Source organism: Shinella sp. WSJ-2, from assembly GCF_003432075.1.
Classification (GTDB): Bacteria; Pseudomonadota; Alphaproteobacteria; order Rhizobiales; family Rhizobiaceae; genus Shinella.
This window is the reverse complement of the sequence record NZ_QWBU01000003.1, coordinates 176,125-193,863: the sequence shown is the minus strand read 5'-3', so window position 1 is coordinate 193,863 and position 17,739 is coordinate 176,125. Positions and strand designations below refer to the sequence as shown.

25 protein-coding genes are annotated in these 17,739 nt (G+C 63.1%); 9 read left to right on the top strand and 16 right to left on the bottom strand.

Annotated elements, in window-relative coordinates; genetic code table 11:
- Positions 1–69: 69 nt before the first annotated feature.
- Together D0Y60_RS08615 and D0Y60_RS08610 are read right to left on the bottom strand one after the other, a co-directional pair.
- Complete coding sequence (locus D0Y60_RS08615; protein ID WP_117369681.1) at positions 70–261, bottom strand: CsbD family protein; 192 nt, start codon at positions 259–261, stop codon at positions 70–72.
- A 94-nt stretch (positions 262–355) separates the two neighbouring features.
- Positions 356–961 carry a YqgE/AlgH family protein gene (locus D0Y60_RS08610; RefSeq protein WP_117368821.1) on the bottom strand — a complete coding sequence of 202 codons (606 nt, stop codon included), beginning with the start codon at positions 959–961 and terminating at the stop codon, positions 356–358.
- Positions 962–1,136: 175 nt separating this feature from the next.
- On the opposite strand from D0Y60_RS08610, the gene D0Y60_RS08605 reads away from it, so the two are divergent.
- From D0Y60_RS08605 to D0Y60_RS08595, 3 genes are all read left to right on the top strand, one after another.
- A complete protein-coding gene (locus tag D0Y60_RS08605) occupies positions 1,137–1,928 on the top strand; it encodes a protein-disulfide reductase DsbD domain-containing protein (protein ID WP_117368819.1) in 792 nt (263 codons plus the stop codon).
- A gap of 76 nt (positions 1,929–2,004) precedes the next feature.
- Entirely contained in the window at positions 2,005–2,490 is a 486-nt protein-coding gene (locus tag D0Y60_RS08600; protein ID WP_117368817.1) for a peroxiredoxin, read from the top strand.
- Between the two features lie 70 nt (positions 2,491–2,560).
- Positions 2,561–2,854, top strand: a complete 294-nt coding sequence (locus D0Y60_RS08595; RefSeq protein WP_199564149.1) for a YciI family protein — start codon at positions 2,561–2,563, stop codon at positions 2,852–2,854.
- Positions 2,855–2,863: 9 nt separating this feature from the next.
- On the opposite strand, the gene rnhA is transcribed toward D0Y60_RS08595, so the two are convergent.
- The 12 genes from rnhA to coxB all read right to left on the bottom strand — a co-directional run bounded on the left by rnhA (position 2,864) and on the right by coxB (position 12,337).
- Positions 2,864–3,307: a ribonuclease HI gene (gene rnhA / locus D0Y60_RS08590; RefSeq protein WP_117368813.1), complete on the bottom strand. Its 444-nt coding sequence runs from the start codon at positions 3,305–3,307 to the stop codon at positions 2,864–2,866.
- Positions 3,304–4,269, bottom strand: coding sequence for a homoserine kinase (locus D0Y60_RS08585; RefSeq protein ID WP_117368811.1), 966 nt, complete (start codon positions 4,267–4,269; stop codon positions 3,304–3,306). The genes rnhA and D0Y60_RS08585 overlap by 4 nt, the downstream gene beginning before the upstream one ends.
- A gap of 54 nt (positions 4,270–4,323) precedes the next feature.
- Positions 4,324–5,325, bottom strand: coding sequence for a 4-hydroxy-3-methylbut-2-enyl diphosphate reductase (gene ispH, locus D0Y60_RS08580; protein WP_117368809.1), 1,002 nt, complete (start codon positions 5,323–5,325; stop codon positions 4,324–4,326).
- A gap of 9 nt (positions 5,326–5,334) precedes the next feature.
- The gene (locus tag D0Y60_RS08575; RefSeq protein ID WP_117368807.1) at positions 5,335–5,700 is read right to left on the bottom strand and encodes a DUF1304 domain-containing protein; all 366 of its coding nucleotides are present in this window, start codon (positions 5,698–5,700) and stop codon (positions 5,335–5,337) included.
- 38 nt (positions 5,701–5,738) lie between these two features.
- Positions 5,739–6,533 carry an SURF1 family protein gene (locus D0Y60_RS08570; protein WP_117368805.1) on the bottom strand — a complete coding sequence of 265 codons (795 nt, stop codon included), beginning with the start codon at positions 6,531–6,533 and terminating at the stop codon, positions 5,739–5,741.
- Positions 6,502–6,885 carry a DUF983 domain-containing protein gene (locus D0Y60_RS08565; protein ID WP_117368803.1) on the bottom strand — a complete coding sequence of 128 codons (384 nt, stop codon included), beginning with the start codon at positions 6,883–6,885 and terminating at the stop codon, positions 6,502–6,504. Before D0Y60_RS08565 ends, D0Y60_RS08570 begins: the two co-directional genes overlap by 32 nt.
- Positions 6,886–7,052: 167 nt before the next feature.
- Positions 7,053–7,931, bottom strand: a complete 879-nt coding sequence (locus D0Y60_RS08560; RefSeq protein ID WP_117368801.1) for a cytochrome c oxidase subunit 3 — start codon at positions 7,929–7,931, stop codon at positions 7,053–7,055.
- Between the two features lie 58 nt (positions 7,932–7,989).
- On the bottom strand, positions 7,990–8,595 hold the full coding sequence (locus tag D0Y60_RS08555; RefSeq protein WP_117369679.1) for a cytochrome c oxidase assembly protein: 606 nt from the start codon (positions 8,593–8,595) through the stop codon (positions 7,990–7,992).
- A 2-nt stretch (positions 8,596–8,597) separates the two neighbouring features.
- The gene (locus D0Y60_RS08550) at positions 8,598–8,738 is read right to left on the bottom strand and encodes a hypothetical protein (RefSeq protein ID WP_117368799.1); all 141 of its coding nucleotides are present in this window, start codon (positions 8,736–8,738) and stop codon (positions 8,598–8,600) included.
- The gene (locus tag D0Y60_RS08545; protein WP_117369677.1) at positions 8,738–9,682 is read right to left on the bottom strand and encodes a heme o synthase; all 945 of its coding nucleotides are present in this window, start codon (positions 9,680–9,682) and stop codon (positions 8,738–8,740) included. The genes D0Y60_RS08550 and D0Y60_RS08545 overlap by 1 nt, the downstream gene beginning before the upstream one ends.
- Positions 9,683–9,766: 84 nt before the next feature.
- The gene (gene ctaD / locus D0Y60_RS08540) at positions 9,767–11,434 is read right to left on the bottom strand and encodes a cytochrome c oxidase subunit I (protein WP_117368798.1); all 1,668 of its coding nucleotides are present in this window, start codon (positions 11,432–11,434) and stop codon (positions 9,767–9,769) included.
- 18 nt (positions 11,435–11,452) lie between these two features.
- Positions 11,453–12,337, bottom strand: coding sequence for a cytochrome c oxidase subunit II (gene coxB / locus D0Y60_RS08535; RefSeq protein WP_117368797.1), 885 nt, complete (start codon positions 12,335–12,337; stop codon positions 11,453–11,455).
- Between the two features lie 435 nt (positions 12,338–12,772).
- Between coxB and D0Y60_RS08530 the strand changes: the two genes are divergently transcribed.
- Positions 12,773–13,408, top strand: coding sequence for a TetR/AcrR family transcriptional regulator (locus D0Y60_RS08530; RefSeq protein WP_117368796.1), 636 nt, complete (start codon positions 12,773–12,775; stop codon positions 13,406–13,408).
- Here the strand turns inward: D0Y60_RS08530 and D0Y60_RS25015 are convergent.
- The gene (locus tag D0Y60_RS25015; RefSeq protein ID WP_245409130.1) at positions 13,381–13,692 is read right to left on the bottom strand and encodes a hypothetical protein; all 312 of its coding nucleotides are present in this window, start codon (positions 13,690–13,692) and stop codon (positions 13,381–13,383) included. The two genes, D0Y60_RS08530 and D0Y60_RS25015, sit on opposite strands and share 28 nt — an antisense overlap.
- Before the next feature lie 16 nt (positions 13,693–13,708).
- Here D0Y60_RS25015 and D0Y60_RS25010 point away from each other — a divergent pair, with 16 nt between their 5' ends.
- The 4 genes from D0Y60_RS25010 to tldD all read left to right on the top strand — a co-directional run bounded on the left by D0Y60_RS25010 (position 13,709) and on the right by tldD (position 16,406).
- The gene (locus tag D0Y60_RS25010; protein WP_245409129.1) at positions 13,709–13,942 is read left to right on the top strand and encodes a hypothetical protein; all 234 of its coding nucleotides are present in this window, start codon (positions 13,709–13,711) and stop codon (positions 13,940–13,942) included.
- Positions 13,935–14,234 (top strand): hypothetical protein, encoded by a 300-nt coding sequence (locus tag D0Y60_RS08520; RefSeq protein WP_117368795.1) that lies wholly within the window; start codon positions 13,935–13,937, stop codon positions 14,232–14,234. The genes D0Y60_RS25010 and D0Y60_RS08520 overlap by 8 nt, the downstream gene beginning before the upstream one ends.
- A gap of 146 nt (positions 14,235–14,380) precedes the next feature.
- A complete protein-coding gene (locus tag D0Y60_RS08515) occupies positions 14,381–14,911 on the top strand; it encodes an invasion associated locus B family protein (RefSeq protein WP_117368794.1) in 531 nt (176 codons plus the stop codon).
- A 79-nt stretch (positions 14,912–14,990) separates the two neighbouring features.
- Positions 14,991–16,406 carry a metalloprotease TldD gene (tldD, locus tag D0Y60_RS08510; protein ID WP_117368792.1) on the top strand — a complete coding sequence of 472 codons (1,416 nt, stop codon included), beginning with the start codon at positions 14,991–14,993 and terminating at the stop codon, positions 16,404–16,406.
- Here tldD and D0Y60_RS08505 read toward each other — a convergent pair.
- Positions 16,403–17,308 carry a LysR substrate-binding domain-containing protein gene (locus D0Y60_RS08505; protein WP_117368790.1) on the bottom strand — a complete coding sequence of 302 codons (906 nt, stop codon included), beginning with the start codon at positions 17,306–17,308 and terminating at the stop codon, positions 16,403–16,405. The two genes, tldD and D0Y60_RS08505, sit on opposite strands and share 4 nt — an antisense overlap.
- Positions 17,309–17,411: 103 nt before the next feature.
- On the opposite strand from D0Y60_RS08505, the gene D0Y60_RS08500 reads away from it, so the two are divergent.
- Positions 17,412–17,633, top strand: coding sequence for a hypothetical protein (locus D0Y60_RS08500; protein ID WP_117368788.1), 222 nt, complete (start codon positions 17,412–17,414; stop codon positions 17,631–17,633).
- Positions 17,634–17,739 lie beyond the last annotated feature (106 nt).

The following is a 17,739-nucleotide window of genomic DNA, read 5'->3' as shown; positions in this document are numbered from 1 at the left end:
TACCCGCACCGGCCGGGCCGATGCGGGTATCGAAAATCAGGTCTGGGGTCGCGATAACCCCGCGCCCTGTCACAGGCGATCGACCGCGCCCTTGACGGCATCCTTGGCCTTGCCAACGGCCTTCTGGGTCTTGCCCTTGGCTTCCTGGCCGGCGCCTTCGGCGTGCAGCTTCTGATTGTCCGTCGCTTTGCCGGCTGCCTGCTTGGCCTTGCCAGCCAGTTCGTTTGCCGTGCCCTTGATTTTGTCGCTCGTGCTACCCACCGTCATACTCCTGTTGTTGCGGCGTGTTCCTTCACGCGGCAAGACAACGGCGAAGCGCCGCACAAGTTCCAACGAAAAATGAATACCGCCGCTCTCAGGCGTGGCCGGCTTCCGTCGACAGCATGGCGGGTGTGATGCCCATCAGGCCAAGCGCCCGCTCGTATTTGTTGTCGAGATTGGTGTCGAAGATCAACTCTTCCTGCGCCGGGCAGGTCAGCCAGCCATTGGCGCCAATCTCGTTTTCGATCTGCCCCGCGCCCCAGCCAGCATAACCGAGCATCATCAGGCCGCGCTGCGGCCCGTGCCCACGCGAAATGGCACGCACGATATCGAGTGTGGCCGTGAGCGAAATATCGTCACTGACGGGAATGGACGATTCCGACATATAGTCATCCGAATGCAGTACGAAGCCGCGGCCGCTTTCGACCGGGCCGCCGCAGCGGATGGGGAAATTCAGCGTCGAGCCCGGCAGACGGATCACCTCGTCCTCACCGACGAGATCGAGATGCAGAAGCACGTCGGAAAAGCTCAATTGCTGCGGCCGGTTGATGACGAAGCCCATGGCGCCGTCTTCGGAATGCGCGCAGATATAGACGACGGTGCGGGCAAAATTGGCATCGGCCATCCCCGGCATGGCGATCAGGAACTGACCGTCAAGGAAGCCACGTTCTCGTTTGTTTTTCAGAACCGAGATAGCCATGATGGGAAACAGCCTACCAATTCGCCGCCAAATGAAAAGCATTCTTTTTGGTCGGCGCGGCATGCCAGCCCTCTCAGAAGAGCTATGGCTCGTTCACGCCTGATCAAGCATTTATGATGACGTCATCCGTGTTTGCCGCTGGAAAGCCAAGACCGCCGGCGCTAGATATCTGTGCATGAGACGCTTGGAAACCGCTGCTTTCGCGCTGCTTTTCGCCTGTTCCCCCGCTGTCGCCGCGACTTCGCCCTGGGTCGAGACGCCGGGCGGTGATGTGCGTCTCATCGCGCTGCCGGCCAATGCCGACGGCACGGTGCGCGCCATGCTCGACATCCGGCTGCATGACGGCTGGAAGACTTATTGGCGCGATCCCGGCGGCAGCGGTATCCCGCCGTCGGTCGCCGTCAGCGGGGCGGAGCTGACCTCTGTCGGCTTTCCTGCGCCAAAACGCCTCGGCGACCAGACCAACCACTATATCGGCTATGACGCGCCCGTGCGCCTGCCGCTGACGCTCGCCAAACCCGCGGGTGGCGCGATCACCGCAACCGTCTTTCTCGGCGTCTGCAAGGACATCTGCATCCCCGTACAGGCGGAACTGACGGCAGATGCGAGCGCCGAGAGCTTTGCCAATCCGCTGGAGGCGATGGCGATCTCGGACGCCGATGCGACGCTGCCGCATGGCGCGGGCGACGGCTTCAAGCCGTTGTCGGGGCGATGGGCAGCCGACGGCAAGAGCATTTCCGTGCGCTTCGAGGCGCCTGCGGAAGGCGCGATGCCGGATGTTTTCCTGTCGGGCACCTCGACCTTCGAATTCGGCGCGGCCGGTCCCGTGCGCCGCGATGGCGGTGTCTTCATCGCCGAGGTGCCGGTGCTGCACAAGCCGAAGGTCTTCGACCTTGCCAAAAACCCGATCAAGCTTACCGTCAGAGCCGGCGACAAGACGATGGAAAGCCCGCTTGCCATCGAGTGATCGTCGCCTATAGTCCCCTCCCCGGCCTTTTTCGGCCGCCCGCCCTCAATGATATTGACCTGACAGGAGAGACGCCGTGACCATTGCCGTTGGAGACAAGCTGCCCGACCTCAAGATCAAGGAACGCACGCCGGATGGTCCCGCCGAGGTTTCGACCGCGGACCTCTTCAAGGGCAAGCGCGTCGTGCTCTTCGCCGTGCCCGGCGCGTTTACGCCCACCTGCTCGCTGAACCACCTGCCGGGCTATCTGGAAAACCGCGATGCCATTCTCGGCAAGGGCGTGGACGACATCGCCGTCGTCGCCGTCAACGACCATCACGTCATGGGCGCCTGGGCCAATTCCACCGGTGGTGCTGGCAAGCTGCGCTTCCTCGCCGACTGGGACGCCGCCTTCACCAAGGCGCTCGGCATGGATGTCGATCTCTCCGCCGGCACACTCGGTGTACGCTCGAAGCGCTACTCCATGCTCGTCGAGGACGGCGTGGTGAAGACGCTGAATGTCGAGGAAAGCCCCGGTCAGGCGACCGTCTCGGGTGCCGCTGCGATGATCGAGCAGCTCTGAACTGATCCCTGCGGGTCACGGCCTCGCCGTGGCCCGTTTTCGCGTCTGGAGAACTTGCCCCGTGCCGCCGATCTATGTCGCCATCCTCACCTATGTCAGGCCGCTGGAGGAGATCGACAAGCATGTCGACGCCCATATCGCGTGGCTGCGCAAGCACTATGCCGAGGGCACGTTGCTGCTTTCCGGCCGGCGCGTGCCGCGCACCGGCGGCGTCATCCTGACACGCGGCGAGAGCCTCGAGGCGGTCGAAGCGCTGCTGAAGACCGATCCGTTCCAAGAGCACGGACTTGCGACGGTGGAGATCATTCCGCTTCAGGTCGCCATGGCGGCCGAGGGGTTGAAGGACGTGTTCCTCGATCCGTGAGCGGTGGCGTCAACCGCCCTTCTTGAACGGCGCCATGCCCTTGCGGGCGAGTTCGTCTGCCCGTTCGTTTTCGGGATGGCCGGCATGGCCCTTGACCCAGTGCCATTCGACCTTGTGCTTCAGGCGTGCGGCATCGAGCGCCTGCCAGAGATCGCCGTTTTTCACCGGCTTCTTGTCGGCAGTCTTCCAGCCGTTCTTCTTCCAGCCGAAAATCCATTTCGAAATGCCGTCCATGACGTATTTCGAGTCCGTGTAGAGATCGACCTCGCAGGGCGTCTTCAGCGCCGTCAGCGCGCTCATCGCCGCCGTCAGTTCCATACGGTTGTTGGTGGTCTCAGCCTCGCCGCCGGAAAGTTCCTTCTCGACCTCGCCATAGCGCAGCACCGCGCCCCAGCCGCCGGGACCCGGGTTGCCCGAACAGGCGCCGTCCGTGAAGATATCGACATGCTTCATCGCGAGAGACCGTATTCCGCGGGGCTCCGGACCTGCCGGTGGAAGCGCAGCTTACGCAGATATTCCAGCGGATCCTTCTTGACGACCAGCGCGCCGGGCGGGGTCATCAGCCAATCGTAGAGGCGCGTCAGGAAGAAGCGCAAGGCCGAGCCACGTGCAAGCAACGGCAGGGCGGCCGCCTCCTCGTCGGAAAGCGGGCGCACGCTCTCGTAACCCTCCAGTAGCGCCATGCCCTTGGTGAGATTGAACGAACCGTCCTTCTCGAAGCACCAGGCATTGAGGCAGATGGCGACGTCATAGGCGAGCAGGTCATTGCAGGCGAAGTAGAAATCGATGAGGCCCGAAAGATCGTCACCGAGGAAGAAGACGTTGTCGGGGAAGAGATCGGCGTGGATCACGCCGGACGGCAGCCCTTCTGGCCAGTTGGCCTCAAGGGTCGCAAGCTCCTTGGTAATCTCGTCGCGCAGGCCCGTCTCGACCTCGTCGACGCGATCCACCGACTTCTCCCAAAGCGGCCGCCAACCGCCGACGGAGAGCGCGTTCTTGCGGGTGATGGCAAAGCCTTCGCCGGCCACATGCATCTGGGCGAGCGCCCGACCGACCTCGCGGCAATGTTTCGCCGCCGGCTTCCTCAGCCACATGCCTTCGAGGAAAGAGATCATGGCGGCGGGACGGCCGGAGAGTTCGCCCAAAAGCGCGCCGTCGTTGCGCGGCAGCGGCAGCGGGCAGGACAGGCCATTTTCCGCCAGGTGGTGCATCAGGCCGAGGAAGAACGGCAGGTCGCCCCGATCCACGCGCTTCTCATAGAGCGTCAGGATGAAGGCGCCCTTGGTGGTATGCAGCAGGAAGTTAGAATTCTCCACGCCTTCGGCAATGCCCTTGTAGGACAGAAGCGTGCCCGCGTCATAGGCGGTCAGGAAGCGGGAAAGATCGTCTTCGGTGATATCGGTATAGACGGCCACGGCGGGTCTCAGGCTTGCAGGGTGAAGAAGGGAGAACGGGCGCGCTGGAGCGCCTTACTCTCCATTGACAAAGGCCATGTCGGCGGAGGTGAGTTCGATGGAGCGCAGCTCGCGATTGACGAGGAAGTGTTCGTTTTCCTCGACCGTATCAGCCAGTTCCACGACGGCGTTATAGCGCATGCGGAAAGCCTCGATGATCTCGTTGACGATCACCTCGGGCGCCGATGCGCCGGCCGACAGGCCGACAGTCCTGATATCGCCGATCGTCTCCCAGTCGATTTCCGACGCGCGCTGAACGAGCACCGACTTGGTGGCGCCGGCGCGCAGCGCCACTTCGACGAGGCGCTTGGAATTCGACGAGTTGGGCGCGCCGACGATGAGGAAGAGATCGCAGCCGGGTGCTGCCTGCTTGACCGCTTCCTGGCGGTTGGTCGTGGCGTAGCAGATGGAATCGGCGGCGGGGGCGGTGAGGTTCGGGAACCGCTCGTGCAGGCGCTTGATGACGCCGGCCGTGTCGTCCACCGACAGCGTCGTCTGCGTCACGAAGCCGAGATTGTCCGGGTCCGGCGGCGTATAGTTGTCGGCATCCTCGACGGTCTCGATCAGCGAGACGGAGCCTTCCGGCAGCTGGCCCATCGTGCCGATGACTTCGGGATGGCCGGCATGGCCGATCAGCACGACATGGCGGCCGAGGCGCTGGTGGCGCATCGCCTGCTTGTGCACCTTGGAGACCAGCGGGCAGGTCGCGTCGAGATAAAAAAGGTTGCGGCTTTCCGCATCGGCCGGAACCGACTTCGGCACGCCATGGGCGGAGAAGACGACGGGCTGCTTGCGGTGCTCCTCGGGGATCTCGTCGAGCTCCTCGACGAAGATCGCGCCCTTGGCCTCCAGTCCTTCCACGACATAGCGGTTGTGCACGATCTCGTGGCGCACATAGACGGGCGCGCCATAGGCCTTCAACGCCAGCACGACGATCTGGATGGCGCGGTCGACGCCGGCGCAGAAGCCGCGCGGGCCGCACAGCCTGATGGTCAAATCTGGTCGGTTCTCGTTCATGCGTCTCGGTTATCCGGCAATGAGGACGGCAACAAGGGCGATGGCCGCGGGAACCGCCTGAATGACGAAAATTTTCCGCGCGGCCGTTGCGCCCCCATATAGGCCGGCGACCAGCACACAGCCAAGGAAAAACAATTTGATCTGATAGGCGAAGGCCGGATCGGGGTGGACGAGCGACCAGAACAGACCGGCGGCGAGGAAGCCGTTATAGAGTCCCTGGTTGGCGGCGAGCACCTTCGTGGCCTCCGCCTGCGCCTGTGTCATGCCGAAGGTTTTTTGGCCGCGCGGTGTTGCCCAGAGAAACACTTCGAGGATGAGGATATAGACGTGCTCGAGCGCGATGAGCGCCACGAGGATGGTTGCCAGCGTCTGCATGTCCGTCTCCCGTTTGCCTCCGTTCTTCCTAGGGCATTTCAGGGTGTCGGGCGATCACCTTTTCGGCGCAACAGCGCATAGAGGCCGACACCGACAAGCGCGGCCGCCAGGCCATACCAGGTGACGGCATATTGCAGGTGGTTGTTCGGCAGGTCGAACTGGGTGACGCCGCCGATCGGCAGGCCCTTCGGGTTCGGGGCATCGCCGGCATCGACGAAGAACGGCACCAGCCTGTCGGCGGATATGCCGGTGCTCGTGGCCATCACGTCAAGGTCCTTCCAGTAGAAGATGTTCTTGGCGACGTCGTTGTCCGGCACGATGGAAGACGGCTTTCCGGCGAGGCGGGCGCGGGCAAGGCCGGTCACGGTCTGCTCACCGGTGAGCTGGCCCTGCTTGCGCATCTCCGGCTCCTTTGCCTCGAAGGGCACGAAACCGCGGTTGATGAAGACGAAGCGGCCATCGGCGAGCTGGAGCGGCGTATAGACGTAGTAGCCGGTCTGACCGTTCCAGGTGGCGAAGAAGTGGCGCTCGCGGTTGTTGGCGAAGACGCCCGTGACGGTGACCGGGCGATATTCGATATCCTCGCCCTTGGCGGCCATCGCCTCGATATCGGCAAGGCCTACGGGTGCCGCGACCCGGCGCTCGGCGATGTCGGCAAGCAGCTTTTCCTTCCAGTGCAGGCGCTGGACCTGCCAGGTGCCGAGCGACAGCAGGACGGCGAGCGCGATGAAGCAGGCGATGCCCGTCAGGACCAGCTTTCCTTTGCCCGCGGGCGTACGCGGACGATGGCTTGCCGGAACCTCAGCCACGGTCGATCTCGCCGGGGCGGGCATTGTTGCGGTATTGCAGGGTGATGAGCAGGCCCTTGAGGATACGCGTCAGCGCGAGGCCGAGCACGATGACGAGGGGTATCCACAGCATGAAATGCACCCAGAGCGGTGGGTTGTAGTTCACCTCCATCCACAGCGCCGAGCCGACGACGATAAAGCCGACGATCAGGATCACGAAGACGACGGGACCATCACCGGAATCGGCGAAGGAATAGTCGAGGCCGCAATTGGCGCAGGCCGGCTTTACCGTCAGAAGGCCGTCGAACAGCTTGCCCTGGCCGCAGCGCGGGCAGCAGCCGCGCAGGCCCGCGCTGATGGGATCGACCGGGGGATAGAGTGCCTTGTCCTCGTCCATGATGCCATTCCAGTCAAAGAGGTGGTCGGCCCTCAGGCCTGATGTCGATAGGTAACGCCGCCCTGCCCGCGCGTCCAATATTAAAGCTGCGACAAAGCGCCGGGCCATACCCCAAAAACAAACGGCCGCATCGCTGCGGCCGTTCGAAACAGTTTTTCCGTATCGGCTTACATGTGCGCGATCGGCGCGCCCCAGCCACCCCAGATGTAGATGGAGAAGAAGAGGAAGAGCCAGACGACGTCGACGAAGTGCCAGTACCAGGCGGCGGCTTCGAAACCGAAGTGCTGCTTGGGGGTGAAATCGCCACGCAGTGCGCGGATGAGGCAGACGATCAGGAAGATCGTGCCGACCAGAACGTGGAAGCCGTGGAAGCCGGTCGCCATGAAGAAGGTCGCGCCGTAGATCGAATCCTTGAAGGCGAACGGAGCGTGCGCGTATTCGTAGCCCTGCACGAAGGAGAACAGCAGGCCGAGCAGAACGGTCAGCGTCAGGCCGTTGATCAGGCCCTTGCGGTCGTTGTGCAGGAGGGCGTGGTGTGCCCAGGTCACGCAGGTGCCGGAAAGCAGCAGGATGACAGTGTTGTAGAGCGGCAGGTGCCAGGGATCGAGAACCTCGATGCCCTTCGGCGGCCAGACACCGCCGGTATAGGCGGCACGTGCGGCCTGGATGGGCTCGGCGGCAAACAGGCTGGCGTCGAAGAAGGCCCAGAACCAAGCGACGAAGAACATCACTTCCGAAGCGATGAACATGATCATGCCGTAGCGCAGGTGCAGCGAAACTACGCGGGTGTGGTGACCCTCATGGGCTTCCTTCACCGTGTCTGCCCACCAGGCATACATGGTGTAGAGTACAATCAGCAGGCCGATGAAGAAAATCCACGGCGTGGCGAGGTTGACGCCGAACAGGTGGAAGGCGCCACCCGAGACGTAACGCATGTAGCCGATGCCGCCGAGCGCCATGACGAACGCGCCGATGGAGGCGAGAAGCGGCCATGGGCTGGGGTCGATGATGTGGTAGTCGTGTTTCTTCTGATGCGCATCGGCCATGTGATTGTCCCCGAATGTATCGCGTTCTGTCCCCGGCATAGCCGGAAACGCATGTCTTTCAAAGCTTGTTTACGTCGTCCGTCTTGTTATCCGCAGCCGAAGCCACCGGCTTCGACGCCTCATGCGGATAGAAGGTGTAGGACAGCGTGATCGTGTGGATGCCCTTCGTCTCGACCGCCTTGACGATCTCCGGGTCGACGAAGAAGACGACGGGCATTTCCATTTCTTCGCCAGGCTGCAGCGTCGTTTCGGTGAAGCAGAAGCACTGGACCTTGTTGAAATAGGCACCGGTCTGTTCCGGGGTGACGTTGAACGTCGCCTGGCCGGTCGTCGCCTTGGACGAATTGTTGCGCGCCTTGTAGAGGATCTGCACTGTCTCGCCGATCTTCAGCTCGACCTCGCGCTGAACCGGCTCGAAGGTCCAGGGCAGGCCAGGGCCGGTATTGGCATCGAAGCGCACCTTGATCGTCTGGTCGAGAATGACGTCGGAGGCCTGCTCGACGCGTTGCGTCGTGCCGCCATAGCCGGTCGCCTTGCAGAACATCTCGTAGAGCGGCACGGCGGCATAAGCCATCGCGCCCATGCCGATGACGAAGGAACAGCACATGGCGACGACGGCGCCGTTGCCCTTCTTCTTCGGTTCGGTCTTGTTCATGTCGCTCACCATCAACCTGCCATTCCGCCGCCGAACTTGATCAGCGTCACGACATAGAACACGACGACGAGACCCAGAAGCACCGCGCCGAGCGCGATGTTGCGGCCGCGGCGGGCCTTCTTCTGGCTTTCAGTGAGGTTTACGGTTTCCATTACAGCACCCATCCGAATGACGCGATCAGTCGGTCGAACATCAGGCCGGAGAAGACCGCGAACAGATAGACGATGGAGAAGGCGAAGAGTTTCTTGGCCGGCACCATCGCGCGGTCGCCTTCCGGCATGCGCAACACGCCGATGGAATACCACACGAAGCCCAGGCCGAGCGCTGCGGCAAAGAGACCATACCCGATGCTGGCAAGGCCGAGCCAGGTGGGCACGACGGCGATGACGGCGGTCAGCACCGCATAGATGACGATCTGCACCTTCGTGGTAGCTTCGCCCGAAACGTTCGGCAGCATCGGCACGCCGACGGCCTCATAGTCGCGCATCTTGAACAGCGCGAGCGCCCAGAAATGCGCCGGCGTCCACAGGAAGGTGATGAGGAAGAGCACGACGCTCTCGATGGAGACGCCGCCCGTCACGCAGGCCCAGCCGATCATCGGCGGAAAGGCGCCGGCCGCACCGCCGATGACGATGTTCTGCGGCGTCGAGCGCTTGAGCCACATCGTGTAGATGACGGCATAGAAGAAGATGGTGAAGGCGAGCAGGCCGGCCGACAGCCAGTTGACCACAAGACCAAGGATGCAGACTGAGAAGGCCGAGAGCGTCAGGCCGAAGGCGAGCGCTTCTTCCGGACGGATGCGGCCCGAGGGGATCGGACGCTTGGCGGTGCGGGTCATGACCGCATCGATATCCGCATCGTACCACATGTTCAGGGCACCGGAGGCTCCGGCGCCCACGGCGATACAGAGAATGGCGATGGCGCCGATGAACGGGTTGATCGTGCCGGGGGCGACGACCAGGCCGGCAAAGGCCGTGAAGACGACGAGCGACATGACGCGCGGCTTCAGCAGCTCGAAGAAATCACGCGGAGACGCTTCGGAGAGGTAGACCTCGCCGCCGCCCGGAACCGTTTCGTGATGCTCGATGACCGCCATGTTCATTCCGTCGCGTTCGACCGGTTCATCCGGTCTTTGATTTATGAGGCCGCCGTAACCGGCGGCCTCGTGTTTACAGAGATCTTACTTGATCTTCGGGAGCTGTTCCCACTGGTGGAACGGCGGCGGCGAAGACAGCTGCCATTCCAGCGTGTTTGCACCTTCACCCCACGGGTTGTCGCCGGCGACGCGCTTCTTGGCGAAGGCTTCGAAGACGCCGAAGAGGAAGATCAGCACTGCGAAGGCCGAGATGTACGAGCCGTAGGACGACACCGCGTTCCAGCCTGCGAAGGCATCCGGATAGTCGATGTAGCGGCGCGGCATGCCGGCGAGGCCGAGGAAGTGCTGCGGGAAGAAGATCAGGTTCACGCCGATGAACATGACCCAGAAGTGCAGCTTGCCGAGGAACTCGGAATACATGTAGCCGCTCATCTTCGGGAACCAGTAGTACCAGGCTGCGAAGATCGCGAAGACGGCGCCGAGCGACAGAACGTAGTGGAAGTGGGCAACCACGTAGTAGGTGTCGTGCAGGGCGCGGTCGAGGCCGGCATTGGCGAGCTGGACGCCCGTGACGCCGCCGACGGTGAACAGGAAGATGAAGCCGATCGCCCAGACCATCGGGGTCGTGAAGCGGATGGAACCGCCCCACATCGTCGCGATCCAGGAGAAGATCTTCACGCCCGTCGGAACCGCGATGACCATCGTGGCGAAGACGAAGTAGCGCTGCGTGTCGAGCGACATGCCGACCGTGTACATGTGGTGCGCCCACACGATGAAGCCGACGGCGCCGATGGCGACCATGGCATAGGCCATGCCGAGATAGCCGAAGATCGGCTTGCGCGAGAAGGTCGACACGATGTGGCTGATGATGCCGAAGCCGGGCAGGATCAGGATGTACACTTCCGGGTGACCGAAGAACCAGAACAGGTGCTGGAAGAGGATCGGGTCACCGCCGTTTTCCGGCGCGAAGAAGGCCGTGCCGAAGTTGCGGTCCGTCAGCAGCATGGTGATGCCGCCTGCCAGAACCGGCAGCGAGAGCAGGAGCAGGAAGGCAGTGATCAGAACCGACCAGGCAAACAGCGGCATCTTGTGCAGCGTCATGCCCGGAGCGCGCATGTTCAGGATCGTGGTGATGAAGTTGATCGCGCCGAGGATCGACGATGCACCGGCAATGTGGAGACCGAGGATCACGAAGTCCATCGCGGGACCAGGCTGGCCCGAGGTGGAGAACGGCGGATAGATCGTCCAGCCACCACCCGCGCCATAGGCACCTGCCGGACCTTCGACGAACATCGAAAGCAGGACGAGGATGAAGGCGGGGATGATCAGCCAGAACGAGATGTTGTTCATGCGCGGGAACGCCATATCAGGCGCGCCGATCATGATCGGAACCATCCAGTTGGCGAAGCCGCCGATGAGGGCCGGCATGACCATGAAGAAGATCATGATGAGCGCATGCGCCGTCGTGAAGACGTTGAACATGTGCTTGCCGCCGTCGATGGCAGCATCACCTTCGAAGCCGTAGACCATGGAGGCCAGGCCGTGGAAGATCTGGATGCCAGGCTCCTGCAGCTCCATGCGCATCACCACCGAGAGCGTACCCCCGATGATGCCCGCACAGATCGCGAAGATCAGGTAAAGCGTGCCGATATCCTTGTGGTTGGTCGAAAGAAACCAACGCTGGAAGAAGGTAAGCGGCTTGTGTTCGTGGTGATCGTGGTGATCGCCGTGGGCAGCGGATGTTCCGGCCATGGATCAGACTCCCTAGTATTACTGCGCGGCGTTCTGGGCGACGTCTACGGCCTTCGCCGCACCGTCGACAGACGCCATCAGGGCCTTGTTTGCCTCGCCGACATTCGTCGCGGCGGCAGCAAGCCAGGTATCGTATTTCTCTTGCGAGACGACGCGGATGGCGATCGGCATGAACGCATGGTCCTTGCCGCAGAGCTCGGAACACTGACCATAGAACAGGCCTTCGCGGTCTGCCTTGAACCAGGTTTCGTTGAGACGGCCCGGCACCGCGTCGATCTTCACGCCGAAGGAGGGCATCGCGAAGGCGTGGATCACGTCCGCACCCGTGACGAGCAGACGGACGTGCTTGCCGACCGGGATGACGATTTCGTTGTCGACGGCGAGCAGGCGCGGATAGACGGACTTGTCTTCCTTGCCGGCAGCAGCGCGGTCGGCATCAGCCAGCAGAAGACTGTCGAAAGAGACCGGCTTATCGCCGACCTGGTATTCGTAACCCCAATACCACTGGTAGCCGGTGGCCTTGATCGTCAGCTCCGGCTCTTCCGTCGGTGCGAGCTGCTTGGTGAGAAGCTGGAAGGAGGGAACGGCCAAGAACAGCAAGATGACGACCGGACCGAGCGTCCAGACGACTTCGATCAGCGTGTTGTGGCTGGTCTTCGACGGAACCGGGTTCGCGCTTTCGCGGAACTTCACGACGACGATGATGAGCAGGAGGAGGACGAACAGCGTGACCGGGACGATGAACCAGAGTGTGTAATGCTCGAACCAGCTGATCTCTTCCATGATCGAGGTCGCAGCGGGCTGGAGGCCCTTCTGCCACGGAAACGGCTGATCAGCGAAAGCGGTCGAAGCAAAGAGCAGACAGCCGATGGCGGCCAGAACTGCAAAAGCTTTGTTTTTCACAACGTATCTCCCCAAGGCGTTTGATTGGGATCAAACAGACGCGCAGAATCCCTGCTATACTGAGTGCTTAAAACCACAGTTTCATGCTCGCCGCAACAGCCATGGGGCTGCGTCTGTGCGGCATTTTTGCGCAAAAGCAAAAGCCTCCCGCGTATCCCCACAGTTTCCACACAATTCCCTATAGCATGAAAGGTTTGCCCACCGCGACCCTCGGGTCGGCGCGCCAAGGGGACCCACTAAACGCGACTCATTTTGCGCCGACCGAACACATTTTGGCGCACAGTCGCCCCAATCGTGCGCAGCCCCCTTCCCTCACCCTGCCCGAAGATCCCGCAACCGCCCTCCGAGACAGGCCTGAAAAGGCCGGCGACATCGGTCGATGGTATTGAGATCCGCGAAGCTTGACACATACCGACCGTTTGGTATGTTGCGATTATGTCCAGACCGACCAAACATGCGCCCGAACGGGGCAATGCCCGCACTCGGCTTCTCGAAGCCGCCCGCGACCTCATCCGCGCCAAGGGCTTCGCCGGCACCAGCGTGGATGATCTCTGCAAGGCGGCGGATGTGACGAAGGGCGCCTTCTTCCACCATTTCGCCAGCAAGGAGGCGCTCGGCGTCGCGGCAGCCGATTTCTGGGCGGAGACGACGAGCGCCTTCTTCGAGGCCGCGCCCTATCACGGCCCGGCCGACCCGCTCGACCGCGTGCTCGCCTATGTCGCGTTCCGCAAGGCGATCATTGAAGGCGAGATCGCCGAATTCACCTGCCTCGTCGGCACGCTGGCGCAGGAGGTCTATGCCAGCGCGCCCGGCATTCGCGATGCCTGCGCGCGCAGCATGTTCGGCCATACCGCAACGCTGGAGGCCGATATCGAGGCTGCCCGGCAGGCACGCGGCATCAAGGCGGACTGGACGGCCGAAAGCCTCGCCCGCCACACCCAGACCGTCATCCAGGGCGCCTTCGTGCTCGCCAAGGCCGCCAACGACCCGGCGCTGGCCCGCGAAAGCCTCGACCATCTCGATCGATACATCCGGCACTTGTTTCATTTAACGAGGGAGCATGCAGCATGACGAAGACCACGATCATCGGATGCGAATGCGGCAAGACGCATTTCGAGGTGACGGGCGAACCGATCCTCGTTTCGGAATGCCTGTGCAACAGCTGCCGGGCGGCTGCCGCCCGTCTCGAACGCCTGCCCGGCGCAAAACCCATGCTGACGTCCTATCAGGCGACGCCGAGCGCGGAATACCGCAAGGATCGCATCAAAATCCTGTCCGGCGCGGAAAACCTCCGGGAATTTCGCCTCACCGCCCGACGCCGGCTCGCGGCGCATCGTCGCGACCTGCTGCAACACGCCGGTTTTCCTGGAAATGAAAAGCGCACACTGGCTGAGCGTCTACCTGCACCTCTGGCCCGCCGCGACCCGGCCGAAGCCGGAGCTGCGCACCATGGTCGGCGACCTGAAGGACGCCTCCGACCTTCCCGCCGACATCCGCAACCTGAAGACCCATCACCTGACATTCTATGCCAAGCTTCTGAAAGCCTGGATCGCGATGGGTTTCCGAGCCCCCAAGATCGATGTGAGAGGAGCAATCGATGCCTAGCGAAAAGATATCCATCGAAAACGTGCTTCGGCCCGGCAAGACCTATCGCGCCGATCGTACGAAATACGAGGCGATGCGGTCGGCCCTTCTGACCATCCTGCCCGAGGAGGCTCCCGGCCTCACCGTGCCCGCCGCGCGCGATGCGCTTCTGCCGTACCTTTCGGAAGCGCTGTTTCCCGGCGGCGACAAGGCCGGCTGGTGGTTGAAGGCCGTGCAGCTCGACCTCGAAGCCAAGGGCGTCATCCGGCGCGCGCCGAACAGTCCCGTGCGGCTTTACCGGCCCACCGCCTGAGAGGCGTTACCCACCCCCTATTATAAAGTGCAGCCCCGAGCGTCCAATTTCCGCCTTCAATCAATCGGAAAGGAGCGCTCGGGGCTTTTCATTTCCATGCCGTCCCTTCAAAGATACCCCGACTGATTCGAGATTCCGAGGTTTTCATGGGTTTTTCTTCCCTTTCCCGGCTGTCCCGGGCGGCATTCGGCCTTGCCGTCTTCTCGCTCGGCGCCATGGCGCTTCCGTCGCTCGCAGCGGCCCAGCAGCCCGGCACCGTGAAATCGAACCATGGCGCCTGGTCCATCGTCTGCGACCAGCCGGCCGGGGCCTCGGGTGAACAATGCGCGCTGATGCAGAACGTGCTGGCCGAAGACCGCCCGGAACTCGGCCTCTCCGTCGTCGTGCTGAAGACCGCCGACCGCAAGGCAAAGATTCTCCGCGTGCTCGCGCCGCTCGGCGTGCTGCTGCCCAACGGGCTCGGCCTCAATGTCGACGGCAAGGATATCGGCCGCGCCTATTTCGTGCGCTGCTTTGCCGATGGCTGCTATGCGGAAGTCGTGCTCGAGGACGAACTCCTGAAGACCTTCCGCTCCGGCGCGACCGCCACCTTCATCGTCTTCCAGTCGCCGGAAGAGGGCATCGGCATCCCCGTCGACCTCAAGGGCTTCGGCGAAGGCTACGACGCGCTGCCGTAAACCTGGCGTCCGGCGGGCTTGCCGCCCGCCATCGGGGGACTTACATGAACCCGGTGATTTAAATGCTGCGGAGCCTGCCATGAACACCGACCTCCTCTCCCTTTTCGATGCCGACGAGGCATCCGTGCAGGCGGTGCTTCGGGAAACCTTGAAAAGCGCCGACGACGGCGAACTGTTTCTTGAACATGCGCAGGCGGAATCGTTGTCCTTCGACAATGGCCGCCTCAAGGGCGGCAGTTTCAACACCGACCAGGGGTTTGGCCTGCGCGCCGTGGCCGGTGAGGCTGTCGGCTATGCGCATTCCGGCGAGATGACGCTGTCGGCGCTGAAGCGCGCGGCCGATTCGGCCGGCGCCGTGACGCGCGGTTATTCCGGCACCTATGCCGCCGCCCCGCAGGGCACAAACCGCCAGCTCTACAGCCCCGACAATCCGATCGGCTCCCCGACATTCGAAGCGAAGGTGGCGCTCTTGACCGAGATCGACGCCTATCTGCGCGGCAAGAACCCGAAGGTGCGGCAGGTCACGGCCTCGGTTGCCGCCAGCTGGCAGGTCGTCAACATCCTGCGTGCCGATGGCCACCGCGTCACCGATATCAGGCCGATGACCCGCATCAACATTTCCGTCGTCGTCGGCCAGGGCGACAGGCAGGAGACCGGCAGCTACGGCGTCGGCGGGCGCACGACCTTCGATGCGTTCCTGACCGAAGAGAGCTGGCATGCCGGCGCCGACGAGGCGCTGCGTCAGGCACTCGTCAATCTCGAGGCGATCGAGGCCCCGGCAGGCACGATGGATGTCGTGCTCTCCAACGGCTGGCCGGGCGTGATGCTGCACGAGGCCGTCGGTCACGGGTTGGAAGGCGATTTCAACCGCAAGAAGACCTCGGCCTTTGCCGGCCTGATGGGCGAGCAGGTGGCGGCCAAGGGCGTCACCGTTGTCGACGACGGCACGATCGACAACCGCCGCGGCTCGATCACCGTCGATGACGAGGGCACGCCTTCGGCCTACAATGTGCTGATCGAGGACGGCAAGCTGGTCGGCTATATGCAGGACCGGCAGAATGCCCGGCTGATGGGCATGAAGGCGACCGGCAACGGCCGCCGCCAGGGCTATGCCTACCGCCCCATGCCGCGCATGACCAACACCTACATGCTCTCGGGCGACAAGACGCCGAACGAGATCATCGCCTCGGTGAAGAACGGCATCTACGCCGTCTCCTTTGGCGGCGGGCAGGTGGATATCACCTCCGGCAAATTCGTCTTCGGCTGCACGGAAGCCTATCTCATCGAGAACGGCAAGGTGACGGCCCCCGTCAAGGGCGCCATGCTGATCGGCAACGGCCCGGATGCCATGCGCCGCGTCTCGATGGTCGGCAACGACACCAAGCTCGACACCGGCATCGGCAATTGCGGCAAGGCCGGCCAATGGGTGCCCGTCGGCGTCGGCCAGCCGCATCTGCGCATGGACCAGATCACGGTTGGCGGGACGAAGACCTAAGCGCCGCCCCCTGCCCCTACATCGAGACGCTGCAACAGCCACAGCCGGAACGCCTGCGCTTCCGGCGAAAGGCGCTTGAAGCTGCGCGCCACCAGCCAATAGGCGCCGTGGCGGATCGAGAGATCGAATGGCTGGACGAGGCGGCCGGCGGCGATGTCCTCGGCGGCCAGGAAACGATCGACCAGCGCCACGCCATGGCCGCGCAGCACCGCCTGCAGCACCAGATTGCCCTCGGCGAAAATCTGCGCGCGGCCGAGGGGCGCATCCGGCAGGCCGGCGGCAGCGAACCAGCGCTCCCAGACGCTGCGGGTTTCCTCGTGCAGTAGCGTATGCATCAGAAGATCGGCGGGCGTTTCGAGCGGCGGGTTAATTGAGAGCAGGCCGGGCGCGATGACCGGCACCATGTCCACGTCCACCAGGTGATCGACCTCCGTGCGCGGCCAGGCCTTGGCGTCCATGCCGTGGCGAATGGCGATCTCGGCCTCGTGCGTGCGGAATTCGATAAGCCGCATGTCGGAATCGACGGCCACGTCCACCTCAGGATGTCCGGTGCGGAAATCGTCGAGATGCGAGACGAGCCAGCCGGCGGCAAAGGACGGCTCGGCGCTGATTTCGAGAAGCCCGCCGCCGCGCCGGCCTCGGATTTCCGACAGGCTGGCATCCATCGCGTCAAAGCTGCGCGAGAGCACGCCGAGCAGCACATGGCCCGACGGCGTGAGACGCACCGCCCGGTGGCGGCGTTCGAAGAGCGGCTTGCCGAGCTCGGCCTCCAGTTCCTTCACCTGCCGGCTGACGGCCGCCTGCGAGACCGCAAGCTCATCGGCCGCGAGCGTGAAGCTGCCGAGCCGGCCCGCCGCCTCGAAACTCCGCAATGCCGTCAGGGGCAACCGTCCGCGCTTCATCGCATAACCTCAAGTCATTCGAAATCGACGATAAACTTGTTTGAGCGACAGAGGCAAGCGGGCGGACAATAACGGCAATTCAAGTTTGCCCGGAGGAGATGACATGTTCATCCCGATCATCACCGTTTTCTCAGACGTCGTCCGCCTGTTAACCTTCCAGCCGCCAAGGGTCGAGGGAAGCATGCCATTCGTTTACCCCTGCCCCGAAGTGGAACACGACCTTCCACCTGTCGAACGCTGTGCCCCCGCTGCGGCGCGGCTGCCCGATTTCCGAGACGAAACGGCGGCGAGATCGCCGCTTCTTCCACAGGCGGAACGGTGCTGAAACGCTGGGAAACAACGCCGTTCAAGCGACAATGCATTGCGGATAGACCACGTTAACGCCTCGGATACCATGCAAGCCCCATAAAGGCGGCTGGTTCAACGATCAG